Raw genomic sequence first — 15,913 nt, forward strand, 5'->3', positions numbered from 1 at the left:
CGAACCCGGAAGCTAAGCCTTACAGCGCCGATGGTACTGCAGGGGGGACCCTGTGGGAGAGTAGGACACCGCCGAACAATTCTTGAGAAAACCCCGTACCGGGTTCACCGGTACGGGGTTTTCTGCGTTTCAGGACGGCTTCACCAATTTCGTGTCGTACGCCAGGATCACCGCCTGGACGCGGTCGCGGGAGCCCGTCTTGGCGAGGATGCGGCTCACGTGGGTCTTCACCGTGGACTCGGCCAGGTGGAGGCGGGTGGCGATCTCCGTGTTCGTCCAGCCCTGTCCGATGACGGTGAGGATCTCGCGTTCGCGGTCGGTGAGGACGGCCAGGCGGGGGTCGGTCACGGGGTTCATGGCGGGGGCGTCTTCCCGGGGGCCGGGCGGGAGGTGGTGGGCGTAGGCGTCGAGGAGGCGGCGGGTCAGGCCGGGGGCGACCACCGCGTCGCCGGTCGCCACGGCGCGGACTCCAGAAAGGAGCTCCTCGGGCTGGGCGTCCTTGACGAGGAAGCCGGAGGCGCCGGCGCGCAGACCGGAGTAGGCGTACTCGTCGAGGTCGAACGTGGTGAGGATCAGGACCCGGGTGCGGTCGCCGGCGGCGACGATGCGGCGGGTCGCCTCGATGCCGTCCAGGCCGGGCATGCGGACGTCCATGAGGACCACGTCCGGGTGGAGCTCCGCCGTCATCCGGACCGCTTCGCTGCCGTTGGCCGCCTCGCCCAGGACCGTCATGTCGTCCTGGCTCTCCAGGAGCATGCGGAAACCGAAGCGCTGGAGGGGCTGGTCGTCGGCGATCAGGACCGTGGTCACTGCGGGGTTTCCTCCGGAAGGTGCAGGTGGACGCGCCAGCCCCGGTCCGGGTGCGGGCGGGGGCCGGCCTCCAGTGTGCCGCCGTACAGGGCGGTGCGTTCGCGCATTCCGGGGAGGCCGCGGCCGGCGGAGTCCGGGGGCGGGCCGCCGGTTCCGGTGTCGGTGACGGTCACGGTGACGGAGCCCTTGTCCCCGTACGCGAGGGCGATCCGGGCGGTGGCGTCCGGGCCGGCGTGCTTGAGGGTGTTGGTGAGGGCCTCCTGGACGACCCGGTAGACGGTGAGCTGGCGGCCGGGGGCCAGCGCGGGGGTGCCGTGGACGGTGGCGCTGACCGGGAGTCCGGCGGCGCGGACGCCGTCGAGGAGACGGTCGAGGTCGGTGAGGGTGGGCTGGGGGGACAGTTCGGCCCCCTCCGTGCCGCCGGCGGCGCCGTCCTCCTCGCGCAGGACGTCCAGCAGGCCGCGCAGTTCCCCCAGGGCCTGGCGGCTGGTGGTGCCGATGGCGTGCAGGGCCTGGGCGGCGCGTTCCGGGGACTTGGCGGCCGCGTACTGGCCGCCGTCCGCCAGGCCCGTGATGACGGACAGGTGGTGGCCGATGATGTCGTGCATCTCGCGGGCGATGCGGGCGCGTTCGGCGGCGGCGGCGAGCTGGGCCTGCTGGTCGCGTTCGGTCTCCAGGCGGCGGGCGCGGTCCTCCAGGGCCGCGGTGTAGTCGCGGCGGGTGCGGACCGTGACCCCGATGAGGGCGGCCACGCCGATCGACGTCAGCTGGGAGCCGGCCTGCTGGGACCAGTGGCCCTCCCCGTGGCGGAACGCCGTGACGAACACCGGGGCGGTCACCAGCGGGGTCACCCACCACAGGGCGCGCAGGGGCAGGCGCAGGGCGATGTGGTAGACGAGGACCAGCTGGAGCAGGGCCGCCTGGAGGACGGCGCCCGTCCAGGCGTTGACGAGGGCCACCGGCGCCATGGCGAGGAGGGCGGCCCGGGGGTGGCTGCGGCGCCACAGCAGGGGGACGGAGAAGCCGAGGCTCAGGGAGAGGACCAGCCAGGCGGGGAGGTCGACGACGAGGGCCAGGGTGCGCCAGCCGCCGCCGTAGTAGTCGACGAGGGCCGCCGTCACCCAGAAGCCGGTGAAGTGCAGGTCCCACAGCAGCGGGTGGCGCCTGTCGAAGGCGCGTGCCCGCCGGCTGACGCGGTGGACGTACTCGGTGAGGGGCTCGGCCGCCCGGTCATCCGTCACGGCGTCCATGGTGCGGGGCGGTGCGGCCGCGCGGAACACGGTGGGCGTCATGCGGTCATACGTCCCGTCGCCTCAGGAGGACCGCGGCCGCCGCGAGGGCCGCCGACGCCCAGAGGGCCATCGCCAGCAGCGCGGCACCCGGGGAGGCCGAACCCGGCAGGGGCTGGGCGGTGGTCAGGGCCTCCAGGGCGCGGCCCGGGAAGTAGCGCACGGCGTCGTCGGCGGTGTCGTACGGCAGCATGGCCAGCACCTCGGGGACGATCATGACCAGGCCGATGAAGGCGCCGGTGGCCATCGGGACGGAACGGGCGAGGGCGCCGATGCCGAGGGCCAGGACGGTGAGCAGGGTGAGGCCGGCCGCGTTGCCGGCGAGGGCGCGCAGCACGCCCGGATCGCCGAGGGAGGCGGCCTGGTCGGTGCCGGTGAGGAAGGACTGCGCCAGCGGGAAGGTGAGCAGGTTCGTCCACAGGGTGAGGGGCAGGGTGACGGCGGTGAGGACGGCGGCCTTGGACCACAGGACGGGCAGGCGGCGCGGGACCGCGGTCATGGAGGCGCGGATCTGGCCGGTGGAGTACTCGCCGGCGGTGGCGAGGATGCCGAGCACGCCCAGGTTGACCGTGGCGAACTGGGTGCCGAGCAGGACGAAGACGACCGTGTCGAGGCGGCCCTCGCCGTCCCCGTCGTAGGCGGCGCCGAGGCCCGCGCCCATGGCGACCGTCAGGACGCTGGTCGCGGCGAGGGTGGTCCAGGTGGAGCGCAGCGTCCACAGCTTGTGCCATTCGGAGCGCAGGACGCGGACGGGGGTGACGCGGTAGGACGCCGGGGGGAGGGTCGTCGTGGTCATGCCGCGGCTCCTTCCAGGGTGGCGGTGTACTCCACCGCGTCGCGGGTGAGTTCCATGAACGCGGCCTCCAGGGAGGCCCGGCCGGGGGTCAGCTCGAAGAGCGGGATGCCGTGGGCGGCGGCGGTGCGGCCGATGTGCTCGGCGTCCGTGCCGCTGATCCGGAGGGCGCCGGGGGCGTCGGCGGTGATGCCGACGCCCGGGCCGGCGAGGAGGCGTGCCAGGTCCCCGGCGTCCGGGGTGACGACCCGGACCGTGCCGGCGCCGGAGTCCCGTACGAACGCGTCGACGGTGGTGTCGGCGAGGAGGCGGCCGCGGCCGATGATGACCAGGCGGTCCGCGGTGAGGGCCATCTCGCTCATCAGGTGGGAGGAGACGAAGACCGTGCGGCCCTCGGCGGCCAGGGACTTCAGCAGGGTGCGGATCCACAGCACGCCCTCCGGGTCGAGGCCGTTGACCGGTTCGTCGAGGACCACGGTGGCCGGGTCGCCGAGCAGGGCGGCGGCGATGCCGAGGCGCTGTCCCATGCCGAGGGAGAAGCCCTTGACCCGGCGGTGGGCGACCTCCGTCAGGCCGGTCAGGGCCAGGACGTGCTCGACGCGGCTCTCGGGGAAGCCGTGGGTGAGGGCGAGGGCGCGCAGGTGGTGGAAGGCGGTGCGGCCCGGGTGGACCGAGCGGGCCTCCAGGAGGGCGCCGACCTCGGTGAGGGGCGCGGGGTGGGCGGCGTACGCGCGGCCGTCGACGGTGGCGTGGCCGCGGGTGGGGGCGTCGAGGCCGAGGATCATGCGCAGGGTGGTGGACTTGCCGGCGCCGTTCGGGCCGAGGAAGCCGGTGACGGTGCCCGGGCGGACGGTGAAGGACAGGTCGGTGACGACCGTCCTGTCCCCGTAGCGCTTGGTGAGGTCGTGAGCCGTAATCATGTCTCGATGCTGGACCGGGCGGGGGCGGCGGGCGTCGGACCGCGGGCGGTAATCCGGGTGAGGGGCGTCGTACCCGGGTACTACGGTGGCCGGCATGACCTACGTGATCCGGTCCGTCCGTGCCGACGAGTGGCCCGCGGTGAGGGAGCTGCGGCTCGCCGCGCTGCGGGACCCGATCGCGCACCTCGCCTTCCTGGAGACGTACGAGGCGGCCGAGGCCCGGCCGGACTCCTACTGGCGGGAGCGGACGGCGCGGGCGGCCGAGGGGGCGGACGGGGCGCAGCAGGTGATCGCCGAGGGGCCCGACGGGCGGTGGGTCGCCTCGGTGACCGTGCTGGTGGAGGAGCCGGGTACGACGGACTGGGCCGGGCTCCCGGTGGAGCGCGAGCAGGGGCACCTGGTCGGGGTGTACGTGCGGCCCGAGGACCGGGGGAGCGGGCTGACCGAGGTGCTGTTCGACGCGGCCCTGGAGTGGTCCTGGGGGCGGGGGCTGGAGCGGGTGCGGCTCTTCGTGCACGAGGAGAACGGGCGGGCGCAGCGTTTCTACCGCAGGGCGGGGTTCGTGCCGAGCGGGGTGACCGTGCCGCTGGGGGAGTCGGGGAAGCGGGAGCTGGAGTTCGTTCTGGGGCGGGACTGAGGCGGGGCGGGACTGAGGGCGGGGCGGGACTGAGGGGACGGGGCTGCGGGCGGCCGGGGCCGGGCCCGGCCGGTCAGACCGGCAGTTCGGTGTCCGGCCAGCGGGCGCGGCCCTGTTCGCGGGAGCGGAGGAGGGCCAGGGTCGGCAGGCCCCGGTCCGCCCCGGTGGCCAGCAGCTCCGGCAGCTCGGGCAGGGGAGCCACGGCCGCGACGTCGTCGAGGACGAGCGTCAGTGGTGGGTCGAGCCGGCCGGAGGATGACCGTCCGGCCATGCGCCGGCCGTGCTCGACCACGCTGGAGACGAGGGCCGTCAGGAAGGGCATCGCGCCCGGGTTGGTCCTGGGGTCCTCGATGGAGGCGCCGACCACATAGAGCGTGCCCCCTTCGTGGACGAAGGAATCCAGGGCGAGGGCATCGCTTCGGTGGGGGGCGCACGCCTCGCGCACGTTGACCGTGAAGAGCGCGGACAGGGCCCGGCTCGTGAGCTGCTGAGCCATGTCGCGCCGCTCCGGGTGCGCGGTGAGAGCGGCCTCGAGTTCGCCGGCGGAGCCGGGCGCGGCCCTGGGGTGCGTGCGGAGGGTGCGGACGGCCTCCTGGATCTGGGTGCCCTGGGACCAGCGGTGCACGTGGCGGACGGTGCGGCCGTCCAGGGCGGCGGCGTGCAGGTAGCTCCGCAGGAGGGTGGTGGCGGTGTCGGCGACGGCCTGGTCGAGCTTGGCGGCCGGGCGCACGGGGGTGAGGAGGGCGGTGGCCCGGTGGGCCGCCGTCTGCTTGTCCTCGCAGCCCGCGGTGGGGGACCAGTGGAGGCGGGAGGGGGTGTCGCACAGGTGGGTGGGGTCGTAGAGGAGGACCGGGCCGAGTTTGGCGCGGGCGTCCTTGGTGTCCTGCCAGACGGCCGGGTTCGAGGTGATGACGAGGGCGGGGCCGGCCGCGTCGCGTACCGCCTGGGTCGCGGTGGTCCGGCGGCTCTCCCTGGGGGCCACGAGGATCCTCTCCCACCCGTCCGTCCGTTCCCGGGCGGGCGGAGGAGCCGTCGGGGCCGGGGCGTCGGCGGGCTGCGGTTCGGGTGCCGGGGTCCGTTCCGGTGCCGTCCGGGGTGTCGGTACCTCGTGCTGGAGCCGGGGTGCCGGGTCGGGAACCGGCGGGCGCGCGGGCGCCGCCGCCTGCTCCGCCCGGCGCCGCTGCCGTCCGGCCCGCCAGCGTGCCACCGTGCCCAGCACGAACACCGTGAGGACGAACAGCACCATCAGCTGGCCGATGAACAGGCCCCAGAACAGGCCGTGGCCGGACAGCTGGTCCGCGGGGGTGTCCGGCCAGGCGCCCGGCAGGTCGTGGGGCCGGCCGACGAGCCGGCGCATCGCCAGGGGCGTGCGGGCGAAGGTGACGGCGGCGGGCCACGCGCCGTGCGCGAACAGCCCGGCCAGGCCCGTCGCCGTCCACACCAGCAGGGTCATGCCGAGCAGGAACGCGAGTATGCCGATCAGCAGGCCGTCGGGGATGCCGCCCTGGGCGTCCCGGGGCGCACGGCGGTCGTCCGGTCGCACGCTTCCCCCTACGCCACCGTCGACGAGGAGTCGCCCAGGTGCTGCTCCACGAAGGCCGCCGCCTGCTCCTCCGCCTCCAGTTCGGCGGCGCGCAGGGCGTCGTCGGCCCGGTCGGCGGAGGACTCGGTCATCGCGCGGTCGGTGAAGACCAGCGGGCGTTCGGTCTCGGTGATGAGGTGTTTGACGACCTGCACGTTGCCGTTGACGTCCCAGACGGCGATGCCGGGGGTGAGGCTGGGGATGATCTCGACCGCCCAGCGGGGCAGGCCCAGGACGCGGCCGGTGGCCCGGGCCTCGTCGGCTTTCTGGGCGTAGATCGTCCGTGTCGAGGCCATCTTCAGGATGGCCGCGGCCTCCTTGGCCGCCGCGCCGTCCACCACGTCGGACAGGTGGTGCACGACCGCGACGAACGACAGGCCGAGCCGGCGCCCGAACTTCAGCAGCCGCTGGAAGAGCTGCGCCACGAACGGGCTGTTGATGATGTGCCAGGCCTCCTCGACCAGGAAGATGCGCTTCTTGCGGTCGGGGCGGATCCAGGTGTGCTCCAGCCACACGCCGACGATCGCCATGAGGATCGGCATGGCGATGGAGTTGCGGTCGATGTGGGACAGGTCGAAGACGATCAGCGGCGCGTCCAGGTCGATGCCGACCGTCGTGGGGCCGTCGAACATGCCGCGCAGGTCACCGTCGACCAGCCGGTCCAGCACGAGCGCCACGTCCAGGCCCCACGCCCGTACGTCGTCTATGTCGACGTTCATCGCCTCGGCGGACTCCGGCTCGGGGTGGCGGAGCTGCTCGACGATGTCGGAGAGCACGGGCTGGCGGTCGACGATGGTCTCGTTGACGTAGGCGTGCGCGACCTTCAGGGCGAAGCCCGCGCGCTCGTCGAGACCGTGCCCCATGGCGACCTCGATGATCGTCCGGAGCAGGGCGAGCTGGCCGGTCGTGGTGATCGCCGGGTCGAGCGGGTTGAGCCGGATGCCGTGGTCCAGGGCGGCCGTCGGGTCCAGCCGGATGGGCGTTATCCCCAGCTCCTGGGCGATGAGGTTCCATTCGCCGACCCCGTCCTCGCCCTGTGCGTCCAGGACGACGACCTGGCGGTCCCGGAAGCGGAGCTGGCGCAGGACGTACGTCTTCTCCAGCGCCGACTTGCCGTTGCCGGACTCGCCGAGGACCAGCCAGTGGGGGGCGGGGAGCTGCTGGCCGTAGAGCTGGAAGGGGTCGTAGATGTAGCCCTTGCCGGAGTACACCTCGCGGCCGATGATGACGCCGGAGTCGCCGAGGCCGGGGGCGGCGGTCGGCAGGTAGACCGCCTGGGCCTGGCCGGTGGAGGTGCGCACCGGCAGGCGGGTCGTCTCGACCTTCCCGAAGAGGAAGGAGGTGAAGGCGTCGGTGAGGACGGACAGCGGATCCCGCATCGGGTCCTACCTCCGGATGCCGGTGGCGAAGGGGAGTGTGTTGACGAAGGCGCGGTGGTGCTCGCGGTCGCACCACTCCAGCTTCAGGTACGACTTGCCGGCCGACGCCCTTATGGTCCGCTTGTCGCGGGCCAGCGCCTCGGGGGAGCGCGAGGAGACGGTGATGTAGCCGACCAGGTTGACGCCGGCCGCGCCGCTGGCGAGGTCCTCGCCGCGCTGGTCGAGGCGGCTGTGGGCGGCGATGTCACGGGGGTCGACGGTGCGGTTCATCTTGGCGGCGCGGGAGGCTTCGGCCGCGTCGTTGGTCTTCTCGGTCAGCATGCGTTCGATGGCCACCTCGGTGGGTTCGAGGTCCATCGTCACGGCGACCGTCCGGATGACGTCCGGGGTGTGGACCAGCAGCGGGGCGAGGAAGTTCACGCCGACGGGGGTCATCGGCCACTCCTTCACCCAGGCGGTGGCGTGGCACCAGGGGGCGCGGGTGGAGGACTCGCGGGTCTTGGCCTGGAGGAAGGTGGGCGCGGTGGCGTCCAGCTCGGCCGGCCAGGCGTTGCGCTTGGTCATCGCCTGGATGTGGTCGATCGGGTGGTCCGGGTCGTACATCGAGTGGATGAGTGACGCCAGCCGCCCCTGACCGAGCGGCTGCCGTACGCGGATGTCGGCCTCCTGGAGGCGCGAGCAGATGTCGGTGAGCTCGCGCGCCATGACGACCGCGAGACCGGCGTCCCGGTCGACCTTGCCGCCGTGCGCGCGGACGGCCCGGGCCATGGCGTTGGCCTCGGCGGCCAGTTCGCGGGTGTAGTGCATGCAGGCGACGAGGTACGCCCGGTGCTGCTCGCTGCTGGTGGACACCATCGACTGCAGCTGGTCGTAGGACTCCTGGAGCCAGCCCGGGGCCCGCTCGTCGCCGCGGACGGCGACGTCCTTGGCGTGGGCGTCGGGGTCGGCGGGGAGGGTGCGGGCGAGCATCTGCAGGCGGGTGACGAAGCCGTCGCCGTTGGCCACGTGCTTGAGGAGCGTGCCGAAGCGGTCGACCAGGGCCTCCTGGTCCTCGCTGTCGCGCAGGCCGACGCCGGGTCCCTCGATCTCGATGGCGGCGGTGACGGTCTTGCGGTCGGCGTGCAGCAGCACGGCGATCTCGTCGGGCCCGAAGGGGGCGGACAGCCAGGTGATGCGGCCGATGCCCGGGGGCGGGCCGACCTCGATCTCGCGGCCGTCGAGGCGGGTGCCGGCCTCGATCACGCCGGAGCGGTAGGTGGCGCCGCGCTTGAGGGTCCGCTTGTAGGTGCGGTTGATCTCGAACCACTTGTAGAACGTGCGGTGCTTGTACGGCACGTACACCGCGGCCAGCGCCAGCATCGGCAGGCCCGCCAGCAGCACGATCCGCAGGGACAGGACGGGGACGAGGAGCCCGCACATCATGCCGAGGAACGCGCCCACGACGATCAGGGCGATCTCGCCGGTCTCGCGGTTGCGGCCGATGATCGCGTTCGGCCGGGCGCGGCCGATCAGATACGTACGGCGGGGCGTGACCGGATGGGACACGTGGGACTCGGTCGTCAACGCCCTTCACCTCCCGTGCGGTTGGTACTGCTGTTGCGGGTGTTGCCGGCGTGCGGGGTGTTCACCGGGCTGCTCGACCGGGGCGCGGGTGCGGCGGAGGGGACGGATCCGCCGCCGTTCGCGCCGCGTGCGCTGTGCGCGGCGACCCCGCCGGAAGCGGGGTTGGACGGGCGGGGGGCGGAGGACTGGCCGCCTCCGCCGTGGTGGTCGGCGCGGGAGCTGTGGGTCTTGATGCCCTGGGCGACCAGGGACGCCGGGGAGCTGATGACGGCCGCGGCCTTGCCCTCGGCGCCCTGCATGATGCGGTTGTTGCGGGAGCCGGCGATCTCGTCGCCGAAGCCGGGGACGAAGCGGTAGATCATCGCGGACGCGAAGATGGCGAGCAGGATGATGGCGAGGCCGGAGACGACGGCGGAGAAGGCGTCCGGGCCGTCGTCGGCGGAGAGGGCGCCCGCCAGGCCCAGCACGATGACGATGACCGGCTTGACCAGGATGACCGCGATCATGATGCCCGCCCAGCGGCGGACGTGGCCCCACAGGTTCTTGTCGACGAGGCCCGCGTAGACGACGGTGCCGAGCAGGGCGCCGACGTAGAGCAGGGCGGCGCGCAGGACGAGCTCCAGCCAGAGGACGCCGGCGGCGAGGATGGAGACCAGGGAGACGACGATCAGCATGATCGGGCCGCCGCCGATGTCCTCGCCCTTGTCCAGGGCCTCGGAGAACGTGCCGAAGAAGGCGTCCGTCTGGTCGCCGGTCGCCTTGGCCAGGACCTCGGTGATGCCGTCGGTGGCGGAGACCACGGTGTAGAGGATCAGCGGGGTGAAGGCGGAGGCCAGGACCGTCAGCCAGAGGAAGCCGATGGCCTCCGACAGGGCGGTGGACAGGGGGACGCCGCGGACGGCCCGCTTGGCGACGGCGAGCAGCCACAGCAGGAGCGTGAGGACCGTCGACGCGGCGAAGACGACCGCGTACTGCTGGAGGAACTTGGGGTTCGTGAAGTCGACGTTCGCGGTGTCCTGCACGGCGGCGCTGAGCTTCTCGACGGTCCAGGAGGCGGCGTCGGCACAGCCCTTCGCCAGGGAGGAGAGGGGGTCGAGGGTGGTGCTGGGGTCGGCGAAGGGGCCTGAGGTGCTGGAGTTCTCGCTGTTCTGGCCGCGTTCGCAGTACTTCTTGGCCGGCCCGGCGATGAGCGAGCAGGGATCCTCACTGTTCGACGGCGACGGCGTCGGCGTCGGGGTCGGTGTGGGGGTGGGCGCCGCGAAGGCCCGCGTGCCCAGCAGGACGGCAGTCGCTTGTACGGCGGCTACCAAGCCGGTGAGCTTGAACGCAAGGTGCTTGCTACCGGGCATAGGTGAACCCTCCGAACTCCTGGACCGCCTTGCTGATCTCGTCGGCCCCGGAAACGGGGTTGTCGCCCGTGACAGGGGTCGGGCCGGTCTTCTGGCTGGTCTCGAGGACCTTCCAGTCGCCGCCGCTCCAGTTCAGCTTCATGGTCACCGTGAACCAGCTACTGGTCACGGGATTGGTCGAGCCGTCGCCCGCCAGCCCGAACAAGCCGTTGCACCAGACGTCGACGGTGGCCGTGTTGTCGTTGAAGGAGGTGACCTTGGTCCCGGCGGGGAGCGTGCGATTGACGAACGTGCTGCCCGTGGGTGCGCTGCCGTCCTCGGTGAGGCCGATCTTCTTCAGGAAGTCCGCGGAGTAGTCCGCGTCGAAGCCGGACCGGAGCCGGTCGACGGAGCCGGGATCAGCGATGGCCTGCACAATCTCCTGGCGCCGGGCCTGGTTGAACATGCCGTCCGACCCCAACGCCACCGCATAATTGGCCGCCGCGCTCTCCGCCCCCTCCCGGTCCCGGGGGAAGCCCGACGGGATGCCGGCGGTCTTCGACCGGACCGGGCGCTGGCCCGAGGGGGCTGTCGCCGCCGTCCGGGGCTTCGGCTCGGCCTCGTCCTCCGCGGAGGAGTCGTCTCCGCCACGGTTCGCGAAGGCGATCGCCGCGATGAGGAGGACCACCACGCCGACCACCGTGACGAGGCTGCGCGACGACGAGCGGCCGGCCCGCCGGGCACCGCCGTACGGGTCGCCGCCGCCGTCGGGCAGCCGTGTGCGCGTCTGGCCGGTGCCGCCGTAACCGCCGGAGCCCTGGTGCTCGTCTCCGAGACTCATGCCGCGTACGCCCCCTCGACGTCGTGCGGGTACTCCTCGTGCCGGTCGTACTGCTCGTACTGCACGTACGACGGTAGCCGTGCTGGTTCCCGCGCGGGCGCGGTGTGGTGACTCGACATCAGGGAGACGCAACCTCAGCCGGTGGGCACGACGGGCGGGTGGGAGGGAGGGGGAGCCGGGCGTACCCGGCCGGGACCGAACCGGCCCGGCCTACACGGCCATGCCGTACACGATGGTGAAGAGCGTGCCGAGGGAGCCGATGATGAAGACTCCCGTCAGCCCGGCGATGATGAGGCCCTTGCCCTGCTCGGCGCTGAAGGTGTCCCGCAGGGCCGTGGCGCCGATGCGCTGCTTGGCCGCGCCCCAGATGGCGATGCCCAGGCAGAGCAGGATGGCGACCGCCATCACCACCTCGATCATCACCTTGGCCTCGTTGCCCAGGCTGCCGAAGGGGCCCCAGTCCGGAGCGATCCCGCCGATGATGGTGTTGATGTCTCCCTTGTCGGCCGCAAAGAGCATGTAAGTCACCGCCCCTGTTGGGTAGTTCCGCATCCTCTGCGGTCGTGCAGAGGTCAGGCCTCATTCTCGCCGACGATGACGCTGTCGTATGTCGACTTGGCGTCATTGATTGGCGGGTTCCGTACGAATACCTTGCCACCTGTTCGCGCCGTCCCCTAGTGCGGGCCGTGAGACAGGGGGCGAAAGAATCGTATCGTCACTCTGTGTATCACGGCAGGTTACACCCGGCAACGAGAGTGATGCGGAACCCGGGGTGCGGTTCTGTCGTTGAGCCTTTTTCAGGTCTTCCGCCGGATCGGGCGGTCGGCCGGGTGAGGGATCGTCACGGTGTTCTCCGGGTGAAGGGTAGTCGCGGGCGGCCGCCCCCGGCCCGTCCGCACCCGCGCCGTGGTGATCGTTCCGTGCCGGGGCGAGCGCCCCTACACTGACGGGGCGGCGTACTCCCGGGCGGCGAGGGGCGGTTGACGGTGCGTAAGGCGTGGATCGTGGCGACCGCGGTGACGGGTTCCGCGCTGGCCTTCGTGATGCTGCTCGTCGTCGGGGTCTTCGTCGTCGCCGGGAACCTGGTCAACGGGGTGGGCGGGGGCGCCAAGGCGCTGGCCAAGGGAGCCGTGCCGGCCGCCTACTCGGCCCTGGTGCAGAAGTGGGGCACCCTGTGCCCCGCCATCAACCCGGCACTCCTGGCCGCCCAGCTCTACCAGGAGAGCGGGTTCAACCCGAACGCCAAGAGCCCGGCGGCCGCCCAGGGCATAGCGCAGTTCATCCCCGGCACCTGGGCCGCGCACGGCATCGACGGCGACGGGGACGGCGACCGGGACGTGTGGGATCCGGCGGACGCGATCCCTTCGGCGGCGAAGTACGACTGCACCCTCGCCTCGTACGTGAAGGACGTGCCCGGGAACCTGACCGAAAACATGCTGGCCTCCTACAACGCGGGGGCCTACGCGGTGATCAAGTACCGGGGCGTGCCGCCGTACAAGGAGACCCAGAACTACGTCAAGAGGATCCAGGCCCTGGAGGAGAGCTTCGCCGCGCCCGTCGGTCGCGTCGACCCCTCCCAGCAGGCCGCCGGGGCCATCGCCTACGCCCAGAAGAAGCTCGGCACGCCGTACCTGTGGGGCGGCACCGGCACCGCTGAGCAGGGCGGACGCTTCGACTGCTCGGGTCTGACGCAGGCCGCCTACGAGAGCGTCGGCATCACGCTCCCGCGGGTCGCCAACGACCAGTACAACGCGGGGCCGCACCCCCGGCGGGACGAGCTGCTCCCGGGCGATCTGGTGTTCTTCTCGGACGACCTCACCAATCCGCGCGCCATCCGGCATGTCGGCATTTACGTCGGTGGCGGGTACATGATCGACGCACCCCGCACGGGGGCCGTGATCCGGTTCGACCCGATCGACACCCCCGACTACTTCGGAGCCACCCGGGTCACCGAAGATGGCGCGAAAGCACTGCCCACCACGGTGTGAACCGAGCGTGAAACCACCCCCTGAGCTGCGGCGATGGGTTTCCTTTCGATAACGTCTGCGTGATCATTCGGTGGAGTGTGGAACGTATCAGCGGGGACCGTGCGTTCCTGTTGGCGTAGCCGAGCGGACGTCAGGCGCGCGTGTCCCGCACGCGTGCGGGAGAAACGGAAGCGGATCTACCACCACGGGGGTGGCAGGAGCGGTGCGCACACCGGTGCGCCGGGAGAGATGACGAAGGGGCCGCAGCACCATGGCTGGACTCGCCGAATCCGGGTCGAACCCCGACGTCGACCTGCTCTACGACATCAACGGCCTGGCGAAGGACGCCCCGCCGTGGTTCGACCGGATCATGGAGTACGTCGGGGAGTACGGGCTGCTGCTCGCCCTGGTGCTGCTGGTGCTGTGGTGCTGGTGGTCCGTACGGCGACGCGGCGGCGAGGACGCGGCGTCCTCCGTCGCGGCGCTGGTGTGGGCGCCGCTCGCGGCCGGCGTCGCGGTGCTGGTGAACGTGCCGATACGGGGATTCGTGGAGCGGCCGCGGCCCTTCCTCGACCACCAGGGCTTGGAGGTCCTGGTCTCCGGCAAGACCGACTACTCCTTCGTCAGCGACCACGCGACGATCACCATGGCCATGGGCGTCGGACTGTTCGTGGCCAACCGCCGCTTCGGTCTCGTCGGCATCGGGCTCGCGCTGCTCGAAGGGTTCTGCCGGGTCTACATGGGCGTGCACTACCCGACGGACGTCGTCGGCGGCTTCGCGCTCGGCACGGCCGTGGTGCTGCTGCTGTCGCCGCTCGCCATGGCGCTGCTGACCCCGGTGGCCAAGGCCGTGGAGCGCTCGCCCCGCGCGGGCCGGCTCATCAGGGGGCGGGGAAGAGCCGCCGTCGGACAGGACGCGGTGATCCCGGGGACCCGGCGTGAGACCGCCGGGTCGGAGGAGCGGGACCTGGCCGCCTGACCGGCCTTCCGCGCTACAGCGCCTGGGGGTAGGTGAAGAAGCGGTCCGGGTCGTACTGCTTCTTCAGCCTCGCCAGGCGCGCGGCCGCGTCCCCGTAGTACGCGGTGCGCCAGTTCGCCAGGGTCGGGTCCGTGTAGTTCTGGTAGGCCGCGCCCGAGGCGTACGGGCGCATGGCCCGGTGGGCCGACGTCAGCCACGACTGCGCCGTGGTGCCGGCGGTGCCCGCCCGCCAGGAGGCGATGTACTGGGCCAGCATGCGCGAGCGGCGGTGGACGAAGGCCGTGGCCGTCGGGGAGACCCGGTTGACGGCTCCGCCGAGCGCCGTGAGGGCGATGCTGCCCGCGCCGCCGCGCACCGAGCCGATCCCGGACAGCAGGGCGCGGATGCCGGCCGGGGAGAGCGGGCGGTCGAAGAAGTCGGAGCGGGCCGCGTACGTCTCGCGGCCCAGCGCGCCCTGCGGGGAGCGGCCGGGGGTCGGGCCGGGCAGGTGGCACTGGGCGTCCGTGGGGAACGAGGAGCAGCCGGCGTAGACCTCCATCGACTCCTCGTACGAGCGGCGCTTCAGCGAGACGCTGCGGGCCGGGGCGCCGACGCGGTCGGCGAGGCGGTCGACCGCGTTCTGCAGTTCGCGCAGGGTGCCCAGGGAGAAGGCGGCGACCGAGACGGTCGGGGTGGCGCCGGCGCTCGCCAGGTGCAGCGAGGACCAGATCTCGTCGGGCTGCGACGGGCCCCACTCCTGCCAGGCCTTCACCACCGCGGCGGCCCTCGACCAGGGCCAGGTCAGGTAGGCGGAGACGCCCTGGGGTGCGGGGTGGGTGGTGAAGTGCAGTTCGGTGACGACGCCGAAGTTGCCGTTGCCCGCGCCGCGCAGCGCCCAGAACAGGTCCTTGTTCTCCCGCGCGTCGGCGGTGAGCTGCCGGCCGTCCGCGGTGATCAGGGTGGCCCGGGTGAGGCTGTCGCAGGTCAGGCCGTAGGCGCGGGAGACCACGCCGTGGCCGCCGCCGAGGGTGAGGCCGGAGACGCCGACGGTCGGGCAGGAACCGGCGGGGATCGTCACGCCCTTCGCCGCCAGGGCGCGGTAGACGTCGATCAGCTTGGCGCCGGCGCCGACGACCGCCTGGCCGCCGCCCGCCCGGACGCGGGAGAGACGGGAGACGTCGACGACGAGGCGGCCGTTGCCCGAGGACCAGCCGGCGTAGGAGTGGCCGCCGTTGCGGATCGCCACGCGCAGGCCGCGGGCGCGGGCGTAGGCGAGGGAGGTGCGGATGTCGTCCGGGTGGGCGACGTAGGCGACGGCGGCCGGAGTGAGGGTGTCGAAGCGGGTGTTGTAGAGCTGCCGGGCCGCCTTCCACTGCGCGTCGCCGGGGCGGACCAGCGAGCCGTCGAGGTCGCGGGCCAGGGCGGCCCAGTCGGCGGGGGCGGCGGCGCCGGTGGGGGTGAGGGGGGTGCGGCCGGTGGCGGCCGTCGTGGTGGTGCGGGCGGCGCCGGCCGGGCCGGCGGGGTCGCAGGCGGCCGTCACCGTCGCCGCCGCGAGGGCAGCGGTGCCGCCCGTGATGAACGTACGCCGGTCCATGTGCGCCTCCCCTGGGTCCCGTGGAGCGAGACGGGTTCCGCGCCCCGCGGGTTCCACGGAGGCCGGGATGTTCCCTCCCGGCGTTGCCGCGCCCGGGGTGCTGGTCCTGCTGGCGGTCGGCGGTTCCGGGGGCGTGTGCCGCATCGGTGGCCGCCGGAGTCTGGAGGGCCGGTTACGTCCGCGGCCACCGGGGCCCGGAGTTCGGAGCGCCGGTCGGGCCCCGGGATCGTGCGCGCCCGGGGTGCTGGTCCT

The 15,913-nt window shown here is 72.7% G+C and carries 15 protein-coding genes and 1 rRNA gene; 4 read left to right on the plus strand and 12 right to left on the minus strand.

Annotation, left to right across the window (positions count from 1 at the left end; genetic code table 11):
- Window positions 1–77 (plus strand): 5S ribosomal RNA (gene rrf / locus ACIF8T_RS38755); the annotation flags it as partial.
- Between the two features lie 52 nt (window positions 78–129).
- Here rrf and ACIF8T_RS38760 read toward each other — a convergent pair.
- From ACIF8T_RS38760 to ACIF8T_RS38775, 4 genes are read right to left on the minus strand one after another with little or no spacing between them, the layout of a single operon-like run.
- Window positions 130–810 (minus strand): response regulator, encoded by a 681-nt coding sequence (locus ACIF8T_RS38760; RefSeq protein WP_400041980.1) that lies wholly within the window; start codon window positions 808–810, stop codon window positions 130–132.
- Entirely contained in the window at window positions 807–2,102 is a 1,296-nt protein-coding gene (locus ACIF8T_RS38765) for a sensor histidine kinase (protein WP_400041981.1), read from the minus strand. The genes ACIF8T_RS38760 and ACIF8T_RS38765 overlap by 4 nt, the downstream gene beginning before the upstream one ends.
- A gap of 4 nt (window positions 2,103–2,106) precedes the next feature.
- A complete protein-coding gene (locus tag ACIF8T_RS38770; RefSeq protein WP_400041983.1) occupies window positions 2,107–2,895 on the minus strand; it encodes an ABC transporter permease in 789 nt (262 codons plus the stop codon).
- Window positions 2,892–3,812, minus strand: a complete 921-nt coding sequence (locus ACIF8T_RS38775; RefSeq protein WP_400041984.1) for an ABC transporter ATP-binding protein — start codon at window positions 3,810–3,812, stop codon at window positions 2,892–2,894. The genes ACIF8T_RS38770 and ACIF8T_RS38775 overlap by 4 nt, the downstream gene beginning before the upstream one ends.
- 94 nt (window positions 3,813–3,906) lie before the next feature.
- Between ACIF8T_RS38775 and ACIF8T_RS38780 the strand changes: the two genes are divergently transcribed.
- Window positions 3,907–4,449, plus strand: a complete 543-nt coding sequence (locus ACIF8T_RS38780) for a GNAT family N-acetyltransferase (protein ID WP_400041986.1) — start codon at window positions 3,907–3,909, stop codon at window positions 4,447–4,449.
- A 73-nt stretch (window positions 4,450–4,522) separates the two neighbouring features.
- On the opposite strand, the gene ACIF8T_RS38785 is transcribed toward ACIF8T_RS38780, so the two are convergent.
- The 7 genes from ACIF8T_RS38785 to ACIF8T_RS38815 form a co-directional block, all read right to left on the minus strand.
- A complete protein-coding gene (locus ACIF8T_RS38785) occupies window positions 4,523–5,992 on the minus strand; it encodes a type IV secretory system conjugative DNA transfer family protein (RefSeq protein WP_400041988.1) in 1,470 nt (489 codons plus the stop codon).
- A gap of 8 nt (window positions 5,993–6,000) precedes the next feature.
- A complete protein-coding gene (locus ACIF8T_RS38790; RefSeq protein ID WP_400041990.1) occupies window positions 6,001–7,410 on the minus strand; it encodes an ATP-binding protein in 1,410 nt (469 codons plus the stop codon).
- A 6-nt stretch (window positions 7,411–7,416) separates the two neighbouring features.
- Entirely contained in the window at window positions 7,417–8,973 is a 1,557-nt protein-coding gene (locus ACIF8T_RS38795) for an SCO6880 family protein (protein WP_400041991.1), read from the minus strand.
- On the minus strand, window positions 8,970–10,322 hold the full coding sequence (locus ACIF8T_RS38800; RefSeq protein WP_400041993.1) for a hypothetical protein: 1,353 nt from the start codon (window positions 10,320–10,322) through the stop codon (window positions 8,970–8,972). Before ACIF8T_RS38800 ends, ACIF8T_RS38795 begins: the two co-directional genes overlap by 4 nt.
- Entirely contained in the window at window positions 10,312–11,142 is an 831-nt protein-coding gene (locus tag ACIF8T_RS38805) for a hypothetical protein (protein ID WP_400041995.1), read from the minus strand. The genes ACIF8T_RS38800 and ACIF8T_RS38805 overlap by 11 nt, the downstream gene beginning before the upstream one ends.
- Window positions 11,139–11,261 (minus strand): hypothetical protein, encoded by a 123-nt coding sequence (locus tag ACIF8T_RS38810; RefSeq protein WP_400041996.1) that lies wholly within the window; start codon window positions 11,259–11,261, stop codon window positions 11,139–11,141. Before ACIF8T_RS38810 ends, ACIF8T_RS38805 begins: the two co-directional genes overlap by 4 nt.
- Before the next feature lie 91 nt (window positions 11,262–11,352).
- Complete coding sequence (locus tag ACIF8T_RS38815; RefSeq protein ID WP_003991275.1) at window positions 11,353–11,661, minus strand: hypothetical protein; 309 nt, start codon at window positions 11,659–11,661, stop codon at window positions 11,353–11,355.
- A 461-nt stretch (window positions 11,662–12,122) separates the two neighbouring features.
- On the opposite strand from ACIF8T_RS38815, the gene ACIF8T_RS38820 reads away from it, so the two are divergent.
- Entirely contained in the window at window positions 12,123–13,130 is a 1,008-nt protein-coding gene (locus tag ACIF8T_RS38820; protein WP_400041998.1) for an NlpC/P60 family protein, read from the plus strand.
- A gap of 250 nt (window positions 13,131–13,380) precedes the next feature.
- A complete protein-coding gene (locus ACIF8T_RS38825; protein WP_400042000.1) occupies window positions 13,381–14,088 on the plus strand; it encodes a phosphatase PAP2 family protein in 708 nt (235 codons plus the stop codon).
- Window positions 14,089–14,101: 13 nt separating this feature from the next.
- Here ACIF8T_RS38825 and ACIF8T_RS38830 read toward each other — a convergent pair whose 3' ends face one another.
- Window positions 14,102–15,661 (minus strand): FAD-binding oxidoreductase, encoded by a 1,560-nt coding sequence (locus tag ACIF8T_RS38830; RefSeq protein WP_400042002.1) that lies wholly within the window; start codon window positions 15,659–15,661, stop codon window positions 14,102–14,104.
- Window positions 15,662–15,913: the final 252 nt, after the last annotated feature.

It is taken from the genome of Streptomyces sp. NPDC085946 (assembly GCF_044540485.1).
GTDB lineage: Bacteria > Actinomycetota > Actinomycetes > Streptomycetales > Streptomycetaceae > Streptomyces.

What these genes read in the sequence shown, in the direction of transcription:
- ACIF8T_RS38815 (WP_003991275.1), bottom strand. Translation starts at nt 11,661, where the DNA reads ATGCTCTTTGCGGCCGACAAGGGAGACATCAACACCATCATCGGCGGG.
- ACIF8T_RS38810 (WP_400041996.1), bottom strand. Translation starts at nt 11,261, where the DNA reads ATGTCGAGTCACCACACCGCGCCCGCGCGGGAACCAGCACGGCTACCG.
- ACIF8T_RS38770 (WP_400041983.1), bottom strand. Translation starts at nt 2,895, where the DNA reads ATGACCACGACGACCCTCCCCCCGGCGTCCTACCGCGTCACCCCCGTC.
- ACIF8T_RS38830 (WP_400042002.1), bottom strand. Translation starts at nt 15,661, where the DNA reads ATGGACCGGCGTACGTTCATCACGGGCGGCACCGCTGCCCTCGCGGCG.
- ACIF8T_RS38805 (WP_400041995.1), bottom strand. Translation starts at nt 11,142, where the DNA reads ATGAGTCTCGGAGACGAGCACCAGGGCTCCGGCGGTTACGGCGGCACC.
- ACIF8T_RS38765 (WP_400041981.1), bottom strand. Translation starts at nt 2,102, where the DNA reads ATGACGCCCACCGTGTTCCGCGCGGCCGCACCGCCCCGCACCATGGAC.
- ACIF8T_RS38825 (WP_400042000.1), top strand. Translation starts at nt 13,381, where the DNA reads ATGGCTGGACTCGCCGAATCCGGGTCGAACCCCGACGTCGACCTGCTC.
- ACIF8T_RS38790 (WP_400041990.1), bottom strand. Translation starts at nt 7,410, where the DNA reads ATGCGGGATCCGCTGTCCGTCCTCACCGACGCCTTCACCTCCTTCCTC.
- ACIF8T_RS38780 (WP_400041986.1), top strand. Translation starts at nt 3,907, where the DNA reads ATGACCTACGTGATCCGGTCCGTCCGTGCCGACGAGTGGCCCGCGGTG.
- ACIF8T_RS38800 (WP_400041993.1), bottom strand. Translation starts at nt 10,322, where the DNA reads ATGCCCGGTAGCAAGCACCTTGCGTTCAAGCTCACCGGCTTGGTAGCC.
- ACIF8T_RS38775 (WP_400041984.1), bottom strand. Translation starts at nt 3,812, where the DNA reads ATGATTACGGCTCACGACCTCACCAAGCGCTACGGGGACAGGACGGTC.